Here is a 19,289-nt window from a genome sequence, read left to right as displayed (position 1 = left end):
CGAGCCATACTTTTACAAAAATACATTAAAAGCGTTGCGTACAAATAAATTTCAAATACTTTTTGCCCTAAGTTTTACCATGTTTATTAACATGTGTAGCTTTGCTCAAGACAGACCAAACTCTGGCGGAGAGATACATCCTATAAAAAAGGGAGATTCTGTTGCTATTAATGTAAACGATGTTTTAAAGCCAAAAGAGCCTTCATCTACAATAGAACTTACAGAAAAAGGACAAGATTCTACTAAAAACGATTCTGTAAAACCTAAACCAGAGTTTTTAACAGATATAGTTAATTATAAAGCCAAAGACTATACTTCTTTTAATAGAAAAGAACAAAAACTATATTTATATAACGAAGCCGAAATTATCTATGGTGACATGGAAATTAAAGCAGGAACTATTGTTATAGATTATAGTAAAAACGAAGTGTATGCTGGTAGAATAAAAGATTCTTTAGGTGAATACTCACAACATCCCGTATTTAAACAAGGGACTCAAGTAGTAGAACCAGACTCTATTAGATTTAATATAGATACTGAAAAAGCTTTAATTTTTAACTCTAGAACAGAACAAGCAGGTGGTTTTTTTGATAGTGAAATATCTAAAAAAGAAAACGACTCTGTTTATTTTGTACAAAATGCAAAATATACTACTTCTGAAAACAGAGAAGATCCTGAATATTATTTTTTACTACGTAAAGCCAAAGTAGTTCCAGATGAAAAAGTAGCAACAGGATTAACTAACATGTTTATTTATGGTGTACCTACACCTATAGGTTTGCCTTTTGCATATTTTCCGTTAACTAAAAAACAAACTTCTGGAGTTATCTTTCCTAGTTTTGGGGAACAAAACGAAAGAGGTTATTTTTTACAAAATGGTGGTTACTATTTTGCTATTAATGATTATTTAGACTTGGCCGTTCTTGGGGATTATTACACCAATGGTAGTTATGGTACCAACATTCAAAGTAAATATAATGTACGTTATAAATTTAATGGTAATGTTAGTTTTAGGTATGAAAATCTAATTACTAGTGAGCGTGGTTTTGATGATTATGCTAAAAACACCATATACAACATACGTTGGTCACATAGTCAGGACACAAAATCGAGTCCTAACTCTCGTTTTTCAGCTTCGGTTAACTTAGGTAGTAGTTCTTACTATCAAACCTCTATTAACCAAACAAATGTTTCTAGTTTTTTAAATAACACCTTATCTTCTTCGGTTTCATACTCTAAAACCTTTCAAGGAGAGCCACAGGTAAATTTTAGTGCAGCAGCAACACACTCACAAAACACAAATACAGAAACCATAAACATGACACTACCTACAATTCAGGCTAGTGTTAGTAGAATTTATCCTTTTGGTAATAAAACAGGAAGCAATAATGGTATAATAGAAAATCTTAATTTTCAATATAATTTAACAGCAGAAAATAGTATTACTACAACAGATTCACTGTTCTTTAAAAAAGAAATGTGGGATGATGCTTTAATGGGTGTACAACACAGTATACCTTTATCTACTAACTTTAAACTATTTAAGTATTTTAGTTTAAGTGCCAGTACTAATTTTGAAGAAAACTGGACGTTTAATACCGTTAACAAATACTACGATACTGATTTAGAAGAAGAAATAACTGAAGACATAAATGGTTTTGATGCCTATAGAACTTATAATTTTAGTACAAGTTTAGGAACCACAGTTTATGGTATGTTTAACTTTGAAAAAGAAGGTAAAGACCCTAAAATAAAAGCGATTAGGCATGTTATGCGTCCATCGGTAAGTTATAATATAAATCCTGCTTTTGATACCTATTGGGATTCTTATGAAGTAGTGAATGCAGATGGTGAAGTGGAAGAAGAAGTAGATTTTTCTCGTTTTGAAGAAAGCCTTTATGGTGCACCAAATCAAAACTTTTCTAGTTCTTTAGGTTTAAGTCTTTCTAATAATCTAGAAGCCAAAGTACGCGCTAAAGACAGTACTGCTACTGAAGATAAAAAAATTACACTACTAAATAATTTAAACTTTTCTACATCGTATAATTTTGCTGGAGATTCTTTACAATGGAGTCCTTTGCGAGTTAGTGGTGGTACTCAAATACTAGATGATAAAATGTCTATAAATTTTGGTGCTGTTCTTGATCCTTATGCTTTAGATAATAACAACACTAAAATAGATACCTATAATATTAATAATGGTGGAAGCTTATTTAGACTTACTAGTGCAAACTTAACCATGAATTACACCTTAAGTAGCAAATCATTTAGTGCTGAAGATGAAAGTAGAGAAAATAGCAGAAATGAAACCTTACGTAATGGTGGACGTGCAGATGATTTATTTGGTGTAGCCGAAGATTTTGCAGACCAAAGACTAAATAACAACCAGCAAGAAAACAAAGACGAACAAAAAGAATCAGGTACTTTATACAACTATAAAATACCTTGGAGCTTACGTCTTGCCTACGCTGTTAATTACTCTAATTCTACTAGGCAAAACGAAATATCATCACATTCCCTAATGTTTTCTGGTGATATAGAATTTGCACCACGTTGGACGGTTGGAGCTTCTTCTGGTTACGATTTAAAAAACCAAGGTTTCACCTATACGCAATTGCGTTTTGAACGTGATTTATTAAGCTGGCGAATGAATTTTTCTTGGGTACCTTTTAGTTCTAGAAGCTCTTGGAATTTCTTTATTGGTATAAAATCAAGTATTCTTCAAGACATTAAATACGAAAAACGTAAACAATCAGACGATCAACTTTAGTTAACTGTTTGTAAGTGCACTAAACCCTTGGTTAAAGAATTTATAAGTACATAAATGAAGGATTTGAATAAATATGTTTCAATTTATAAAGAACAATTAGAAAAAGGAGACATATTAATCGCTTATAACGAGTTAGTGAAATTTGTTATGCAATTAAGAACAGATTTCATTAAAAGTCTTTCTCACCAATATTCATTTGCAGGAATTCTTCATGGATATTTAGACTATACTTATTTTTACTATACTAACGATTTATTAAAAAGTAAAAAGCTAAAATTTGGACTTGTATTAAATCACTTAGAAATGCGGTTTGAGGTTTGGCTTTTAGGAAATACCATACCGAATCAAAAGAAATATTGGGAATTGTTAAAAACCACAAAATGGAATAAAGGAAAAACCGAAATGCCTAAATATTCTATTCTTGAAGCTACGTTAGTTGAAAACCCTGATTTCAATAACCTGAGTAAATTGACAGAACAAATAGAAACCAAAATGATTCAAGTTTCAGATGAAATATTAACCCATCTGAAAACATTAGATTAAGAACGCCTAACAACATATATAAAACACTTCTTACTTTTATATACTCTAAAAATACTTTGGGTTTTCAACTAGTTTGTTTCTTTTTGTTAAATTAGTTTGCTAAATACACGACGAACTCACACACAAACAGGTTGTACAACATTTTGAAAAAAACTTTTACAATACTATTAACCTTAATTGGAATTCTTGTTTTTGGACAAGAAAACAAAATTACTGAAATTGATAATCAATTAAAATCAATCGATACTGACACCGAACTAATTGAATCTAATTTTGAATTGATTAATGAGTCCTGTAAATTAAAAATTTGGCATAAGGAAAAACAAATTTTTAAAATAGCGCAAGTAAAAAATGTGGATTACGGAGAAATAAAATCAAAAATCTACTTAGTAGCAAATAAACCAATTAAAATAGTGGAATCTGAAAGCACCTACTTTTTTCTTACAGACTCTATTGCAAAAATAAAAGGATACAGTATAGATATTGAGGAAAACTTTAGAGCTATAGCATACATAATCAACTGGAATAAAAAACAAAGAAAGTTAATGGTATCAGGAAAACCAACCGAAGAAAAAAACGCTACCTATAATCGAATTAAATATATTGAAATTTTCAGGAAAGCCGAAAAGTTACTTAATGAATAAAAACCTTATAAAAATGATTGTTAATCTTGGCGTATTGAAAAATCAAAATAATCAAAGTTTAATAAAAAAGGAATAGCTACCTTCGTGATAATAAAAAATAAGTTTTCTATGAAAAAAATAATAACCACACCAAACGCTCCTGCTCCTATTGGGCCATACAATCAAGCAGTACTATCTGGAAACACTTTATATACTTCTGGACAAATTGCTTTACATCCTGAAACAGGAGAACTAGTTATAGATGATATTAAAACCGAAACCAAGCAAGTTATGGAGAACATGAAAGCTGTTCTTGCTGCTGCAAACATGACTTTTGAAAACGTAGTAAAAACATCTATTTTTATTAGTGATATGCACAATTTTGCACAAATAAATGAAGTGTATGGTCAATACTTTAATGATAGCTCTGCTCCTGCTAGAGAAACTGTGGAAGTTGCTAACCTACCAAAATTTGTAAATGTAGAAATTAGCTGTATTGCTATACAATAATACTATATTAAAATTTCATTAAACAAAAAACAAACCATACGTTTTAAAAGCTGCTAGATACACTATATATCTAGCAGCTTTTTTATTTAATCCACAGTTGTAACTTATTTGTTTGCTGGCAAACAACTGCTCCACTACTAGGCCCAAATAACAAACCTAATTTTTTCATGATGATAGTTGTTTTAAAGAATTGCAGCTTTTTAATTAGATCATTACTAAAAAAAAACAAAACTGTAAACCACTTAACAACAATTGATTAAAGGCGCTCTTTATAATACTTATATCTTTTTGGCACGATGCTTGTAATTCAATTTATAAGTTCAACATTAAAACCTAGTATTATGAAACAGATACTCGCAATTTTTACAGCAATCTTATTTTCTGGATTTACTGCACAAGCAAATACAAGCACTACTCAAGATAATTCTAACAGCAATACAGCTACAAGAGGATATGGTAATTCCTTTATTTTTGTAGAGCAAGGTGTTGAATTTTCAATTTTTCCTGACGGACAATTTGATTTTTATATGATGAATTACGGACCAAATGTAAACGTAAACATAAATCATGGCAATACAAGCATTAGTTTTAACTCTGGTTATGATTATGATGCTTATGTACAATATGATGCCTATGGAGCCATTGTACAAGTTGAACATATTCCTGTTTTTTACGATTATTATGGTCGTGTTAGCCAAATAGGTAATGTATTTATAAACTACAACAGTTTTGGTTTAGTTACTCGTGTTGGTGGCTTATATGTACACTATAATAGATATAATCGTTTTTCGCATTATACTGGTTTTATAAATGTTTACAACCGTTTTTACGTATACAGACCTTGGCATGCAAACTTTAGAATACCACATTTTAACCATTGTGTAGTATTTAACAGACCTTACAGACAACATTACACACCTATTAGATATCAATATACAAGACCTTTTGTAAATAACCATAGACGTACAACTGCTGTTGCTAATAGAAGAGGAAACACAGTTACAAGAAACAGATCATTGGCTACTAGAGGAAATGATAGACCAAGAAACGCTGTAACTGCAAATAGTATTAGATCTAGAAACAGAACTACAACTACTGTAAATAGAAACAATACTATAAGAACTACAAATACGCCTAGAACTAATACTTCAAGCACAAGAGTACAAAAAAATAGACAACAGAGTAGAAATAATAACGTTACCAGTACTAGAACAAATAGTAATAGAACTACAGTTTCTAATAAAAATAGAACAGCTACTACACCAAGAGTAACAAGCCCAACAAGAAATAGAAATACAGTATCTACAAATAGATCAAGATCTAACACGCAAGTTGCAAGTACAAGTTCAAGAACTAACAGACAGGTTGCTAGTAATACTAGAAGTTCTAATTCTAATAAAACTTCACCAAGTAGAAGTAGCAGAAGATAAAATTTGATTAGTTAGTTAAAAACCCTATCCTGGTTTACCCCAAAGCAACTGGATAGGGTTTTTCTTTTTACTATTATAAAAACATCAAAAATGTTATGTTTATTTAAACTAAAATATGCTATAAAATAAATCAATTGATCTTTAATAACTTTTTAATTAGCGATGTTATTTCATCAGAAAGTGAAAATTTTAATACAGCAATAGCATACAATAAAGCTACTAAAAAACTTTTTAATGCTATATTAAGAATAGGATGAAAAGGGAATTCCCAGAAATAAAAAGCTAAGCATAATAGTGTAATAATTAAAAAAGTATAAGCTGTTTTTATAGTAAATGGATGCATTTTAAATTTTAAATGTACATACCACATTTTTAAAGTATCATAAACAAAAAAGGATATAAGGCTTGCTATAGCTGCGCCATCTATACCATATTTAGGAATAAGCACATAGTTTAACCCTATAGCTAGAAAAACAATACAAAAACCAAAGGTTAGTATTATTCTATAATAATCAGAATTAAAAATAATAGAACTATTGTTTCCCAATAGGTTGTCTATTAATTTAACAATAGAAATTATAATTACAATAAACAATCCTTTACTATATTCAGGGTTTAATAACGCGTATAATCCGTTAATATTAATAACAATAAGCACAAAAATAAAACCTCCTATAATAAATAAATTTATAGAACTCTTTTTATAGAGCTTTGCTAAATCTTTATAATTTTTATTGTTTAAATATGAAGCTGTTAAAGGGTTTACAATTTGCTGCATCGCTCTTGATGGTACTGCAATTACTGTAGCAATAAAAATAGCAACACTGTAATAGGCAATGTTTTCTATTTCTATTAACTCACCAATCATAAACTTATCTAAGTCTAATAACACCATAGAAACAGATCCTGCTATAATAATAAGGAAACTGTATTTTAAAACCCTTAAATACTCAAAAGATTTTGAGATGCTTAATTTAGGAAAACGTATACTAAAAGCATAAATCATCATGATGAATACACGTATAATGTATATGCTAGTTATTGCATAAATAAAAAACTCTACAGTAAGTAATTTAAAATATACAGCAAAAAGTAAAACCATAGTACCTAACCTATGAAAAGCTTCACGCATGAAATTACCAAATACCGATTTAAAATGAATTTTACTCCAGGAAAAAAAGATTTCAAAGTAAGCAAATGCTACAGCCAATACATATATTAACCCTGTATAATCTTTTATAATTTGATTTTCTTTAGCAAGCCAATTTGCAATACTTTCATAAAAAAAAGAACCAAGTAAACCTGCAGGAATTATAAACAATAAAGGCAAAAACAACATAAAGGTTAAAAAGCTGTTTTGAAGTCTTCTGGTTTTGTAAGATGAATAAAACTTTATTAAAGTATTATTTACACCAAAAATTAGAATTGGCATCATTAAGTTTGCAGTAGAAAGCACAAAGACTACTAACCCAAAGTAGTCTGCAGACAAAAATGCTGTATATAAAAATAGGGTGTTAATAGCTCCTATACCAAAACCAATGTAGGTAATAATGGTGTTTTTAATAGATTGTGAAGCAATTATTCCCATAAATTTTTATAAAGATAAATTTTAAATACTAGCAAGTACTATAAGTAATCAAGTAATTTTTAAAATGTAACCAAGATGCTGTTAAATAGAATGAATTAAATCTGCTAATACGCTTGTTAATTCTTTTCTACTATACTTTTGCAAACCTATAGCGTTTGTATGCAGTTTATTTTCTTGAAAATCATTAAAATGTTTTAATAGGATGTTTTTTAAGTTGTCATAATCTTGATAACTAAAATAGTTACCTGTATTGGTTTCTACAATAATTTTTTCAACATCAGAACCCTTTGGTCCTAATGCAACAATTGGTCTGTTAGATACCATATACTCAAATAATTTTCCAGGAATAATACATTTAGTTTCTTCAGAATCTATTTCAATCAACAACAATACTTGTGCTTTTTTTTGAAAACCAATAGCTTTATTGTGAGACACATAACCCTCTTTATTTAAATAATCACTTAACCTATATAGTTTTATGCTTTTAAGAATATTTTCACTTACAGCACCTACTAATTTCAACTCAAAATACTTTGCAAATTCTTGATTTTCTTCTGTTAATTCCTGCAATACATTCCATAAAACTTCAGGGTTTCTTTTTGCTAATAAAGAACCAATATGCGCTAAAGTAAACTTTTTATCTAAAGAAATTACTTCCGTTTTTTCAACATCATAACCATTAGTAATTACGGTTATTGGTTGTTTTGTTTTTTCTTGAAACTCTTGTTTTGTTATGGTACTAGTTACAATAATTTGATCGGCATTTTGTAATACTTGACGCTCTAAAGTAATATGTTTTTGCTTTGCTTTTTGGGTTAGTTTTAGTTCTTTATGGTATGCAATAGTTGTCCATGGATCTCTAAAATCAGCCAACCACTTCACTCCTAGTTTTGCTTTAAGTTGCATACCTATTAAATGCAAGCTATGTGGAGGTCCTGTAGTAATAATAGTATCTATATTAAAATCTTGAATATAGGTAGAAAGATATTTTACAGAAGGCTTTACCCAACTTTTTCTAGCGTCTGGAATAAAAAAATTACCTCTAATAAGTAAAAGCAAACGTTCTATTAAACTTTGCTTTTTAGCCTCAGTAATCAAGCCTTTACTAATAGATTTTGTGTTTTTTTTAGAAAGAAAAGAAGCAAACTTATACGGCTCACTAATGGGTTGTTTAATAATAGTTAAATCAGTAGCAACTTCGCTTAATAGGGTTTCATCTACTAATGGATAATTAGGGTTTGATGGAATATAAACAATAGGTTCTACATTAAACTCTGGCAAATACTTAACAAATTTTAGCCAACGTTGTACTCCTGGACCTCCTGCTGGAGGCCAATAATAGCTTATAATAAGTGTCCTTTTTTTTTCCATTACTATATTCCTGATAAGACAGGAATCCTATTAAATTATATCTATTGTAATTTACTGACAAAGCAGAAGTACCAATTATTTTTTCTTTATCCCAAAATATAATCCACCAAGAAGTATTAATCCGAAAAGTATGGAACTTGCCAGCGCTATACTACTTCCTGTTTGTATTACTCGAGGTTCAAATTTAAATTCTATAGTATTATCTCCTGCTGGAATTTCCATACCACGTAACACATAATCTACTCGGTAATGATCTTTTGGTTTTCCGTTAATATATGCCTGCCACCCATTAGCATAATAGATTTCTGAAAACACAGCAAATCCAGGATTATTATTTTTAGACTGGTATTTTATATAGTTTGGTTTGTATTCCTTTAAAGCAATATTAGCTAAAGAATCTACTGTATAATTCGTTTTTAAAGATGCTACATTTTTAATATACTTTTCATCTAATAGATTGTTTGAAAGCACAGCACTTCTCTTAGTATCTAAACTATCTAAGGCTATAATTTCTGCATTTGCACTTTCTTTTCTTTTTATATTTTCAATAAACCAAGCATTACCATTAGCATCTGTATTAGTAAACGGAAATATTTTCCCTTCCTCTTCTGCTATAATATATTTAGTATTTAGCATGTTTATTACATTCATATTATTTCTAGCAATATGAAAGTCGAAAAGCTCATCATAACGTTTCAGTTTTGCAGCATGATAACCACCAAGAGAATTATGAAAATAGGAAGCCCTTGCAGAACCATCTGTAATATCGAAAACCCTAAAATGCGTGGTGTCTTTTAGTATTTCAATATCTGCAGCATTAGCTTTATACGGCTTTTTTACTTGTAAAGCAGAAACAAAATTATCTGTATTGACGTAACGTCTATCTACCGAAACTAAATCAAAAACAATTAAAACTGCAAAAGCAACAATAAGCAGGTTTTCAGAAAGTTTTTTCTTTAAGAACATAAATATTGCTCCTGCAGAAAGTAGTACTAGAATAAGGGTTCTTAGAATATCTTGGGTATATAAAGCTTTTCTGTCATCACGTAAAGCATCGATAAATTGTTGTCCGTGATTTTGTTTAAAATACCCATCATTTACACCTGCAAAATTAAAAGCAGATTTAGAAAGCAATAACAAAATTGCTAATCCAGCAGTAATACCAACAGTATATTTTAGTGCTTTTAGCTTTTCTTCGTCTTTTTCAAAATTATTAAACAAACGAGATAAACCAAATATTGCTAAAACCGGAATACATAATTCTAAAATTACCTGAATAGAAGAAACTGCTCTAAATTTATTATAAAAAGGTACATAGTCTATAAAAAAGTCGGTTAAAAAACCTAGATTTTTTCCGTAAGAAAGTAATAAAGATAAGACAGTACCTCCAACAAGCCACCATTTTAATCTTCCTTTTACTACAAATAATGCAAAAACAAACAAGAAAATAACCACAGCACCAACATAAGCAGGAGCTTCAACTATAGGTTGATCTCCCCAATAGGTAGGAGTTTGTTTTGTATATTCTTTAGCTTGTAAAGCAGGAACACCTTGACGTATAAAAAATTCGTAAGAAGCAGAATCTTTACCTACATCTTCGTGGTTTCCTCCTCCTACTATTCTAGAGATGTACAAATTAAGGCTCTCAAAAAAACCATAACTATACTCGGTTATATATTCTTTACTCAATCCAGAGCTAGCTTCTTTAGGTGAACCATCGGCATTAATTGTTAATTCACTTTTACTTCTAGTACTCTCATTTGCATACTCTTTGGTAGCCATAATACTTGTTGCATTTAACCCTAAAGCTAGAATTACTGCAAATACTAATATACCAACAGATTTAAAGTAGTGAGGTAACACCTTTTTGTTATATGCATCCACTAGGTAGGCAATTCCTAAAACAATTACTAACAACATTAAATAATAGGTCATTTGCGGATGATTGGCCACCAACTGCAATGCCATTGCCACAGTGGTTAGTAAAAACCCGAAAATATATTTGCGTTTGAATGTGAGAATAATTCCGCTTAAAACCAAAGGCATATAGGCAATAGCATGTGCTTTACTATTATGTCCAACTCCAAGAATAATAATGAGATAGGTTGAAAAACCAAAGGCTAAGGCACCAAGAGCTGCTAGTTTAAAATCTACTTTTAAAACCAATAAAAGAATATAAAATCCTATAAAATATAAGAACAAATAATCTGCAGGTCTTGGTAAAAAACGTAAGGTTAGATCTAGTTTTTTAATATAGTTATGCGGATATCTTGCACCTAATTGATACGTTGGCATACCACCAAAAGCACTATTAGTCCAATAGGTTTCTTCTCCTGTTTCGGCTTTAAAATCGGTTTGTTGTTTAGACATACCAATATATTGCTTAATATCACTTTGGTAAATCTGTTTCCCTTTTAAAACAGGGCTAAAATAAGCAAGTGAAAGTATGATAAAACCAACAAAAACAAGAAAATGAGGAAGTACTTTTTTTATAGAAAATTGCATGAAATAGATAGATAACAATAAGTCTGAAAAATAATCATAATTTTTGAAACTTAATATGTTTAAATGAGGCTAATTATTTTAAACTTTAAAAAATAGTGATTATTTATAGAATTCTTTTTTACTAGTAATATAAAGATAGAAATAACAATATTAATCTACTTCTTCATAATCTACATACTCGCCTACATCTTTATTAGAAGACTTATTTTCTGGCATTTTATCAATAGTGATTTCCCCTTCATTTTTTGGTTTTTCAGGTTTTCTGTACCCACCAAATTGCTCGCCAAAACGTTGTTCGGCTTTTTTAGTTAAAAACTTTAATAAAATAGGAGCAAAAATTCTAGATAAAATCTTAATTCCGTAATAAATTAATAAAATTATTAAGATAACTTTTACAACTCCTGTAACAGATGCTAATTGCAACATAAAATCATTTTTATACAAAAATACAATTCTTAAATCTTAATTTATGGTTTAAATCCTTAAAAAATATTTAAAATCTATATATTTGAGCCCAAAAAAACTACAAATATGAAGTTCTTTAAATTCTATTTAGCTATTTTTTCTTTTACAGTATCCTTTTCTGGTTACTCACAATACACAGATGTAATAAACTCTAACAGACCTGGTGTATCTAAAAGTGCATTTTCTGTAGGTACTAACGTAATTCAATTTGAAGCAGGTCCTTATATGTTAAATGAAAATCATACGCCTTTAAATCGTGAAGATAAAAGCTATGGTATAGATTTTACAGCTAGATATGGCTTACTTTGGGAACCCTTAGAGCTTAATATTGAAGGGACTTTTCAATCTACAAAAAGAACATTTACAAATACTGTTGCTAATGAAGAGTCTTTTAATAATTTTAAAACATTAACCATTGGTGCTAAATATTTAGTGTATGATCCTTATAAAAAAGCAGGAGAAGAAAAACCAAATTTATACAGCTGGAATGCAAACCATAGCTTTAAATGGAAATCTTTAATTCCAGCAGTAGCAGTGTATGTTGGTGCCAATTTTGACACTAAAGACAATCCTTTTACAGCTTATGGCGTAGAAGGTTTTAGTCCTAAAATAATGATTGCCACACAAAACAACTTCACTGGTGGTTGGGTATATGTAATGAACTTTGTAAAAGATAGAATTGGTACAGACCAATCTGATTTTTCATACATATTAACACTTACTAAATCTATTAATTCGCAATGGGTTGTATTTGGTGAAGCGCAAGGAATAAGTAGCGATTTTTATGCAGATAATTTAATTAGATTTGGTGGCGCATACCTTTGGAGCAGAAACTTTCAATTAGATACTGCTTTAACGTTAAACACTAAAGATACACCATCTGTATTTGGTGTAACTATTGGTGCTTCTTATCGATTAGATTTTCATCAAGACAAAGAAATTGATAATGGTACCGAGTTAGGTAATGGTAAAAAAAGCAAAAAGAAAAAAAATAAAAACAATAAAGAATCAAGAAAATCTAATAAAAATAATAGACAGAAACATGAACAGAATTTTGATGACGAATAAAGACCTATAGATTTTTATGATTACCATAAAACAAGTACATACCAAGAAAGAATTTAAGGCATTTGTTAAATTTCCTTTCACACTATATAAAGATTCTAAATATTGGGTTCCGCCAATAATTAGCCAAGAATTAAAAACATTTGATAAAAATGAAAACCCAGTTTTTAACGATGCAGATGCCTCTTTTTTTCTAGCCTATAAAGACAATAAGATTGTAGGCCGTGTTGCTGCAATTATTAATTGGCTAGAAGTAAATAACCAAAACATAAAGAAAATGCGTTTTGGCTGGTTTGACTTTATTGATGATTTAGAAGTATCAAAAGCACTTTTAGATAAAGTTACAGAAATTGGAAAACAAAACAATTTAGAATACACAGAAGGCCCTGTAGGGTTTTCTAATTTAGATAAGGTTGGGGTTTTAACAGAGGGGTTTGATGTAATTGGCACCATGATTACTTGGTACAACCATCCATATTATGCAAAGCATTTAGAAAAACTTAATTACAAACCAGAAAAAGAATGGATAGAAAGCCATTTTCCTTTTGGTAACATAAACCCAGAAAGCTTTTCTAAAGCAAATGCTTTAATACAAAAACGCTATCAAGTAAAAGCTAAAAAATTTACAAAAACTGCAGAAGTCATGCCTTATGCAGATGAAATGTTTGATTTGTTCAATAATGCATACGCTTCGCTTTCTTCTTTTGTAGAAATTACAGACATACAAAAAGCGTATTTTAAAAAGAAATTTATCAGTTTTATAAACCCTGAATACATCAAATTTGTTTTTGATAAAAATGATAAAATGATTGCTTTTGCCATTGTAATGCCTTCTTTTTCTAAAGCACTACAAGAGATTAATGGTAAACTGTTTCCGTTTGGTTTTTTAAAACTACTAAAAGCTAAAAAGGAAAGTAAAGATGTTATTTTCTACTTAATAGGAATTGATCCAGAATACCAAAACAAGGGAATTACAGCTATTATATTTAACGAATACTACAATACATTTAAAGAAAAAGGAATACAAAACTGTATTAGAACTCCAGAATTAGCAGATAATACTGCAATACAACAAATCTGGAAACACTTTAACCCAAAGATTATTAAAAGAAGAAAAACATTTAGAAAAGAAATTGTTTAAAACTCGATTAAAAAACTCACATTTTTGTGAGTTTTTTTTGTTTATACACCTTGGGTATATAATTATGAATAAATGCTCTAAAAACATTCTTTAAAACACTGCATAGACACTAAGCATCTACTCCCTTTTAACATTAAACTAAAAAAAAGTACAAATAGAAAAATTAAAATAGTTTTAGCACTAATTAAAGTACATTTTTTAAACACAAGAAATGCTTTTGTTTTTAAAATACATAGAGCAGCAATAATATGCAGGGTTTTAAATATCTCTTTACAAAACCATATAAAAACAAAAAAGCCTCACATTTCTGTGAAGCTTTAAGTGAGCCCTTCAGGATTCGAACTTTACTTCATGTTATTAGTATTTATAGTGCTTACCACTACTCTATTGTTTTATGTGTGCCTAAAAGTGTGCCTTATTTTTTTAGTATGCTTTTATCCTGCATTGTTATTTACAGTATCTATTAATGATATAATATGCCTTACCTCTCCTTCATCTTTAAACAAACCAAAAATACCTTCGTCATGATTTTCTGTAAACGGAGGTTTTATTAATAGTGATTTATCTAAAGTACCGTTTACATTTAAAAAATTAATTAAAGTTTGTATGAAAGTAATTTGTTGTGGATTTAAGTTTTCTTTTTGAATATAATCTGAAAACAATCCTTTTACCACATCTAAGTCTAATCCTACAATACTTCTAACAAATTTACCTAAAGGTAATTCTCCATACTCATTGGTGTATACTTCTTTTGACCCAAGAGATTCATTAATTAAAAATTGTTCTAAAAGCTCTAATTCTTTATTTGTAATAGGTATATTTTTATGTAGCTTATCAATGACTAAATGTGACTTATTTTTACGAATAAAGCTTTCCACTCGGTCTTTATAACTCTGTAGTTTAGTATAACCATTTAAAATATCCCTTTCTTCTACACTGTCATGATCAAGAATATCTGTAAAATCTGTATAAACAGGTTCTAAGCTTTCTTTTTCAAGAAATTTCACTAAGTCTCTTACCTCAGCTCTAACCTCTTCTACAGTTTGGATATTGATGTTAGACCAAAAAGATAAATCTCTAATTTTATTTATAACCTCTAATTTATTTGAAACCGCTGGTATATTTCTTTTTTTATACAGTTGCACACCAACATTATAAATAACAGAAATAAAGTTTTCTTGCGATTTAGCATCATTTAATAGTGCTAATTGTAATTTATAAGCTAATAAATCAAATCTTTTGGCAACCTCATCATCTGTCTCACTATAACTAGACAAACCAAATAGATTATCGCATAAAATAGTTTCAGCTGTTAAAGAGATGTTTTCCCAATTGGATTTTATTTTAAAATGCTTTACATGACGTAATTCTTTTTTTACTTCAAAACGTTTTTCATCTAAAGCATCAATACTTTTATGCAGCTTATTAACTAGATCATTTGCAAATTCATCTTGCTCTTTTGTTGCTTCTGTTTTATTTCTTATAACTTGTACAATATGCAACATGGTTTCGTAAATAAGTTGAGATATACCTTTTGAAACACTCGTTTTTGCTCCTTCAGGGTATTCTTCAAAATATTCAAAATTACCACAAAAGTCAAAAATAATAAACTCTGTTTTATCCTTTCCTGGACCAAAAAGATTAGGTCTTAAACGTGTACCTCTTCCAATCATTTGCCAATATTTAGCAAAAGATTTTACTGGTTTAAAAAACACAAGATTTACAACTCTTGGCGCATCAACTCCAGTATCCATCATATCTACAGAAACTGCAATTTGAGGATCTTGTTCCTGTTTGTCATCACAAAAACGTTCTAATAAATCTTGCGCTTTTGATGCATAATTATCTATAACCTCTAAAAAACTACCTTTAAATTGAGGATAGTTTTTATTGAAACGTTCTTGAATAAATACCGCATGATTGTGATTTTTAGCAAAAATGATGGTTTTACCTAGCTTATCTCCTCCATTTACTTTTAGTCCATTATTAAACAGGTAATCTAATACCATGTCTACTGTTTTGGTATTAAATAAATAGGAGTTCATTTGACTTGATGAAATACCTAAACTTTCTAAAACCGCATCTTCATCTTCTAGTTCTGGTACGCCAAATTTCTCTTCATACTTTTCCTTATCTTTTTCTGATAAATCATTGTATTTAACTCCCTCACGCATAAATTTTAGTGGTACACTAATTCCTTTAGGAGGATTTAGATGTCCATCTTTCACAGCCTGATCTAACTCATAAACAAAGGTCGGGTTATCATCTTCAATACCAAATAATCCATAGGTATTATGATGAATATCTTTTTTTGGAGTAGCTGTTAACCCAATTAAAATAGCATCAAAATAATCGAATATAGCTCCGTATTTTTGATACACAGATCTATGTGCTTCATCAATAATAATCACATCAAAATGACCAATACCATAAAACCGTTCTTCATTAGCTCTAACTTTATCTATTTTATTTAGAATAGTTGGATAGGTAGAGAATACTACACGAGTTCCTGTGTCTTCTTTTTCTTTTGTTAAATCTATGGTTGATAAATTAGGTAAATGCTCTTTAAACGCATTTTTAGCCTGAGTAACTAATGCATTTCTATCTGCTAAAAACAAGATACGTTTAGCCCAATGGCATTTAGTTAACATATCTACAATAGCAGCAGCTGTTCTTGTTTTACCACTTCCTGTAGCCATTACTAATAAAGCCTCTCTGTTTTTACCAACTAAGCCTTTATCTGTTTTTACCATTAAAGCTTCTCCAACACGCTTAATAGCTTCTAATTGATACGGTCTTTTATATCCTGCTATATCTAAATTAACTTCAAATGCAGATAAATCTTTACGCGTTTTACGTTGCTCTATTAAATAAGCTAGTTCTTCTTTTGTGTAAAACCCATAAATTAAACGCTCGGTATAAAACGTATCATCCCATATATAAGTATCAAATCCATTAGAGTAAAATATTACAGGTCTTTGCCCTGTCATTTGCTCTAAACAGTCTGCATATAGTTTCGCTTGATGTTTTCCTTTTGTTGCACTATGTAAGGACTGTTTTGCTTCTATAACCGCTAATGGTAAACCATCGTTACCCCATAAAACATAATCTGCAAAACCTTTTCCTGATGGATTTGTACTTAAAGGCATACCTACAACTGGAAACTCTAAATCTGTATTTTGTTTTAGATTTTTCCAACCCGCTTCTTTTAATAACTCATCTATATATAACTGACGCGTTTCCTGCTCTGGTGTTAACTGCGGAATGTCTTTTTCTGGAATAACTACTTTTTGACGTTCTTCTTTACGCTCTAGTAATTGGGTTTGTTGTAATTGAAATTGCTGTTTAAGCAATTCGTTTTCCTTTTGTAATGCAAGTGATTTTTCTTGTTCTGCTTTTAAGGCTTCTAGTTGTTTTTCTGAAGCTTTAACTTTTTGATCAATTTCTGCTTTTAGATTTTTAGAACTAACACCAATACCTTGTGGTAAATTATCTTCACTAAAAACAGGTGTTTCAATTAAATCTTCACCGTAGTATTTAACTAAATAGACTCCAAAACTAAAGATTGATTTTAATGCATGTAACGCCTTTTTTTGAGTTACTAAATTACCATGAGCACCATCATTACCAAAACGTCTTACCAGGTCTAAATTGTGGAATAAAGAGGGTTTTATACTACTTTTAAAGTCATAATGAAATAGTAACGCAGCTAATTTAGTATCGTAAGGTTTTGTAAACTCTACATCATTATCATACAACCAATTTAAGCCTAATTCTAAAAAAGAACGACAAGATACTGCTGCTAATTTAGGCACAGCAAAGGTAATTTGTTCTGCTATTTTAGCTTCTGCATATAACTGCGGAAAGTCTTGTTTTAGAAATTCAAAATTGCTCATACATTTAGGTTGTTATTTCGAGAAAATATTTACTAATTTATGATTAATATAATAGTTATTCTTACCTTGTTTTAACTTGGTTAAAACACCATCATTTGCTAATTGATTAAGATAACTTGAAGCTGTTGGTCTACTAACATCTAAAGCTTGCATTAAAAACTCTATTTTGGTATAAGGATGCTTAAACAAATGATTTATTAAATCATGAGAATAAAATTTATAATTCTCTCTAAGCAGTACCTTCATACTCTGCATAGCGTATTTAATATCTTTAATTTTAATAATGGTTAAATAAGCTGTTTCCTCTACACCTTTTAACATAAATAGTAACCACTCTTCCCATTTATTATCATCTCTAACCGCTTGTAATAATCTATAATAGTCTGTTTTATTTTGAATAATATAACGACTTAAATAAAGAATAGGAATATCTAAAAGTTCTTTAAGTACCAAGTATATTATATTTATAATACGTCCTGTTCTACCATTACCATCGTAAAAAGGATGGATGCTTTCAAATTGAAAATGAATGATTGCCATTTTTAATATAGGATCGTAATCTATTACACTATCATCGTTTATGTACTGTTCTAAATTTTGCATTAAGGCTTTAATAACTTGTGCATCTTGTGGTGGCTGAAAAACAACAGCTCCAGTTTGTGCATTTTTAAGTGTTGTTCCTGGTACTTTGCGTAGTCCTGCTTTATTTTTTTCTAGAACTTCTTGAATATTTAAGATGCTATTAACGGTTAGTACTTTTTTTTCTTTTACTATACTTGTACCTAATCTTAAAGCTTCTATGTAATTTTTAACCTCTTTAGTGGCTGGAGTAATATAATTAGAATCTTCTAGTGTGCTTTTATAAACTTCATCGTGTGTTGTAACAATATTTTCTACCTCACTACTATCTAAAGCTTCTTCTATAGCTAGCATGTTTATTAAAATTTCTTGTTGCGGTATAGATTGTGCTACACCTTTTAACTCTGCTAAAGCTTTATTGGCGTTTAATAGCTTTTTAAGTATAGCCTTAGTTTCAAAGTCTTGCTTATAAGGTAAATTTAAAGGTTGCCAACTCATAGTTATTTTATTTACATGTAAAGATAATTAGATTTTCTTTACGCGTTATATTTATGCGTAAAGATTTTCACATTTTCTTTACATGATAATCTTTATATAAAAACATAATTCATTTTTCTTTATATGTACAACGACATAGCATCATTGCGTCTGCTAAATAAGTGTAATTCTATGTTTGTTTTAAGCATAAACTTAAAATCTTTTTTATCCTTTTCTAACACATCTGGTTTGTACACATTAGCGCGCTGAAAAGCACCACCAATAGTTAATGACCAAATTTCTGAGTTTATAAATTTATTTTTCAT

14 protein-coding genes are annotated in these 19,289 nt (G+C 29.7%); 7 read left to right on the top strand and 7 right to left on the bottom strand.

Translation table 11 applies throughout. From position 1 onward, the window contains the following. Window positions 1–79 precede the first annotated feature (79 nt). From KO494_RS11600 to KO494_RS11580, 5 genes are all read left to right on the top strand, one after another. Window positions 80–2,770 carry a putative LPS assembly protein LptD gene (locus KO494_RS11600; RefSeq protein WP_252730378.1) on the top strand — a complete coding sequence of 897 codons (2,691 nt, stop codon included), beginning with the start codon at window positions 80–82 and terminating at the stop codon, window positions 2,768–2,770. Window positions 2,771–2,824: 54 nt separating this feature from the next. Then, window positions 2,825–3,313, top strand: a complete 489-nt coding sequence (locus tag KO494_RS11595) for a hypothetical protein (RefSeq protein ID WP_215967774.1) — start codon at window positions 2,825–2,827, stop codon at window positions 3,311–3,313. Window positions 3,314–3,456: 143 nt separating this feature from the next. Beyond that, window positions 3,457–3,957 carry a hypothetical protein gene (locus KO494_RS11590; RefSeq protein ID WP_215967773.1) on the top strand — a complete coding sequence of 167 codons (501 nt, stop codon included), beginning with the start codon at window positions 3,457–3,459 and terminating at the stop codon, window positions 3,955–3,957. Window positions 3,958–4,065: 108 nt separating this feature from the next. After that, on the top strand, window positions 4,066–4,446 hold the full coding sequence (locus KO494_RS11585) for a RidA family protein (protein ID WP_215967772.1): 381 nt from the start codon (window positions 4,066–4,068) through the stop codon (window positions 4,444–4,446). A 341-nt stretch (window positions 4,447–4,787) separates the two neighbouring features. Then, entirely contained in the window at window positions 4,788–5,876 is a 1,089-nt protein-coding gene (locus KO494_RS11580) for a hypothetical protein (RefSeq protein ID WP_215967771.1), read from the top strand. Window positions 5,877–6,006: 130 nt separating this feature from the next. On the opposite strand, the gene KO494_RS11575 is transcribed toward KO494_RS11580, so the two are convergent. The 4 genes from KO494_RS11575 to KO494_RS11560 all read right to left on the bottom strand — a co-directional run bounded on the left by KO494_RS11575 (window position 6,007) and on the right by KO494_RS11560 (window position 11,766). Beyond that, on the bottom strand, window positions 6,007–7,464 hold the full coding sequence (locus tag KO494_RS11575; protein WP_215967770.1) for a lipopolysaccharide biosynthesis protein: 1,458 nt from the start codon (window positions 7,462–7,464) through the stop codon (window positions 6,007–6,009). A gap of 81 nt (window positions 7,465–7,545) precedes the next feature. Beyond that, entirely contained in the window at window positions 7,546–8,835 is a 1,290-nt protein-coding gene (locus KO494_RS11570; RefSeq protein ID WP_215967769.1) for a glycosyltransferase, read from the bottom strand. A gap of 75 nt (window positions 8,836–8,910) precedes the next feature. Continuing rightward, window positions 8,911–11,340 (bottom strand): YfhO family protein, encoded by a 2,430-nt coding sequence (locus KO494_RS11565; RefSeq protein ID WP_215967768.1) that lies wholly within the window; start codon window positions 11,338–11,340, stop codon window positions 8,911–8,913. A gap of 150 nt (window positions 11,341–11,490) precedes the next feature. Beyond that, the gene (locus KO494_RS11560; protein WP_215967767.1) at window positions 11,491–11,766 is read right to left on the bottom strand and encodes a DUF4834 family protein; all 276 of its coding nucleotides are present in this window, start codon (window positions 11,764–11,766) and stop codon (window positions 11,491–11,493) included. Between the two features lie 105 nt (window positions 11,767–11,871). On the opposite strand from KO494_RS11560, the gene KO494_RS11555 reads away from it, so the two are divergent. Continuing rightward, a complete protein-coding gene (locus tag KO494_RS11555; RefSeq protein ID WP_215967766.1) occupies window positions 11,872–12,873 on the top strand; it encodes a transporter in 1,002 nt (333 codons plus the stop codon). Window positions 12,874–12,889: 16 nt separating this feature from the next. Then, window positions 12,890–14,011 (top strand): GTP cyclohydrolase, encoded by a 1,122-nt coding sequence (locus KO494_RS11550; RefSeq protein WP_215967765.1) that lies wholly within the window; start codon window positions 12,890–12,892, stop codon window positions 14,009–14,011. A gap of 434 nt (window positions 14,012–14,445) precedes the next feature. Here the strand turns inward: KO494_RS11550 and KO494_RS11545 are convergent, their stop codons facing one another. The 3 genes from KO494_RS11545 to KO494_RS11535 form a co-directional block, all read right to left on the bottom strand. Next, window positions 14,446–17,907, bottom strand: a complete 3,462-nt coding sequence (locus KO494_RS11545; protein ID WP_215967764.1) for a DEAD/DEAH box helicase family protein — start codon at window positions 17,905–17,907, stop codon at window positions 14,446–14,448. Between the two features lie 12 nt (window positions 17,908–17,919). Next, the gene (locus KO494_RS11540) at window positions 17,920–18,984 is read right to left on the bottom strand and encodes a Fic family protein (RefSeq protein ID WP_215967763.1); all 1,065 of its coding nucleotides are present in this window, start codon (window positions 18,982–18,984) and stop codon (window positions 17,920–17,922) included. A 119-nt stretch (window positions 18,985–19,103) separates the two neighbouring features. Further along, window positions 19,104–19,289: a hypothetical protein gene (locus KO494_RS11535; RefSeq protein ID WP_215967762.1), complete on the bottom strand. Its 186-nt coding sequence runs from the start codon at window positions 19,287–19,289 to the stop codon at window positions 19,104–19,106.

It is taken from the genome of Lacinutrix sp. C3R15, assembly GCF_018860825.1.
Classification (GTDB): domain Bacteria; phylum Bacteroidota; class Bacteroidia; order Flavobacteriales; family Flavobacteriaceae; genus Oceanihabitans.
This window is presented reverse-complemented; position numbering and strand designations above follow the sequence as displayed.